This window comes from Gordonia gummivorans (assembly GCF_022513585.1).
Classification (GTDB): Bacteria; Actinomycetota; Actinomycetes; order Mycobacteriales; family Mycobacteriaceae; genus Gordonia.
The window spans coordinates 1-1,798 of record NZ_JAKWBF010000069.1; the positions used below are offsets into that span (position 1 = coordinate 1).

General features: G+C 64.7%; 1 protein-coding gene. It reads left to right on the top strand.

Annotated features, from left to right (window positions below; all coding sequences use genetic code 11):
- The first annotated feature begins 92 nt into the window (after positions 1-92).
- On the top strand, positions 93-1,694 hold the full coding sequence (locus tag MKW15_RS24095; protein WP_240862905.1) for an IS1182 family transposase: 1,602 nt from the start codon (positions 93-95) through the stop codon (positions 1,692-1,694).
- Positions 1,695-1,798: the final 104 nt, after the last annotated feature.

Below are 1,798 nucleotides of genomic sequence, written 5' to 3' on the forward strand. Positions count from 1 at the left end.
CTAGGAGACCGCTGAATAATGGGTCCCGGTTTTCACCCGGCTTCGGCGTGGTGTGAGCGTGTTTTGGCTGGTGGGCTGGGATCCTTGTGGGTATGCAGGGTGAGGCGGATCGGCAGGGCGAGTTTCTGGATGTGAACTCGGTGGTGGGCCATTTGCTGCCGGAGAAGAGTGTGTTCGCGTTTCTGGCTGTCCATCGCGAGCGGCTGTTTCCGGCTCAGATGTTCGCGGACTTGTTCCCGAGTGGGAAGGGGCGTCCCTCGATTCCGGCGGAGACGATGGCCGCGGTGATCGTGTTGCAGTCGCTGCAGGGGTTGTCGGATCGGGAGGCCGCGGATGCGGCCCAGTTTGATTTGCGGTGGAAAGCGGCGTGCGGGTTCGTGTTGGGTGACAAAGGGTTTCATCCGACCACGCTGACGTATTGGCGCAAACGTCTGGCAGCCAGCGATCGACCGCACCGCATTTTCGAGGTGGTGCGTGAGGTGATCACCGAGACCGGGGTCCTGGCGGGCAAACACCGCCGCGCTCTGGACTCGACGATCCTCGATGATGCGGTGGCCCGCCAAGACACCGTCACCCAGCTGATCTCCTCGATCCGGCGGGTGGCCCGCGAGGTCGATGGCGGCGGGTCTGTGGTGGCCCAGCGGGCCACCCGGTTGGCCGCGTTGACCGGCACCGGCTATGAGCACTCGGGGAAACCGCGTATCGCCTGGGATGACGATGCCGCTCAACAAGACCTGGTCAGCGCGTTGGTCGGTGACGCGCTGGCGGTACTCGAAGCCCTGGACCTCGAGGCGATCACGAAGAAGGAAGACAACGACGCCGAGCAGCAGGCGGTGGCGTTGCTGGCGTTGGTGGCCGGCCAGGACGTCGAACCCGCTGCCGGCTCTGATGGCACCGATGGGCGCTGGCGCATCGCCCGTAAGACCGCCCCGGATCGGGTGATCTCCACCGTCGATCCCGACGCACGCCACGCCCACAAGACCCAGACCCGTCGCCAGGACGGGTTCAAAGCCCACATCATGATCGAACCCGACACCGGCCTGATCACCGCCACCGAGTTGACCAAGCCCGGCGGCGCCGCGAACACCGATGCGAGCGTGGGGGTGCGGCTGCTGCCCACAGATCCGACCATCGACGTCGACGCCACCGGTGAGGTGCTCGGGGATACGGCGTATGCGACCGGGCAGATGCTCGCGGACTTGGCCGGCACACGCTGGACGCCGGTGGTCAAACCCTGGCCGCAGAAACCCGCGGTCAAAGGCGGTTTCGTCATGGATGACTTCACCTACGACGCCGACGCGAACACGTTGACCTGCCCGAACAACCTGACCCGGCCGCTCGGTAAGAACGGGCGGGTCAACTTTGCTTCAGCATGTCGTGACTGCCCCCTACGACAACAGTGCACCACCAGCAAGAACGGCCGCAAGGTCAACCTCGGTGAACATCACCAACTGCAGCGTGAACACCGAAAACAGTTCACCGACAACGCGATACAAGAAACGTATCGCAAGCACCGGCCGATGGTGGAACGCTCGATCGCCTGGCTGACCCGCAAGAATCGGCGGGTGCCCTACCGCGGAATCACCGCCAACAACACCTGGCTGCACCACCGAAGCGCCGCGATCAACCTCCGCCAGCTGGCCACCATGGGACTGACCACCAACAACGGCACCTGGACACTGGGAACGGCCTGACCGGCAGGGCCACCAAGCCCCCACACCACCAGTTCGTGCCGGCACTGCTCAGCCGGGCCATACCCGGAAACCCAGCACCGAAGCCTTAATCAGCGGTCTCCTAG

Coding starts and splice junctions, on each gene's coding strand:
- MKW15_RS24095 (WP_240862905.1), top strand. CDS start 93: ATGCAGGGTGAGGCGGATCGGCAGGGCGAGTTTCTGGATGTGAACTCG.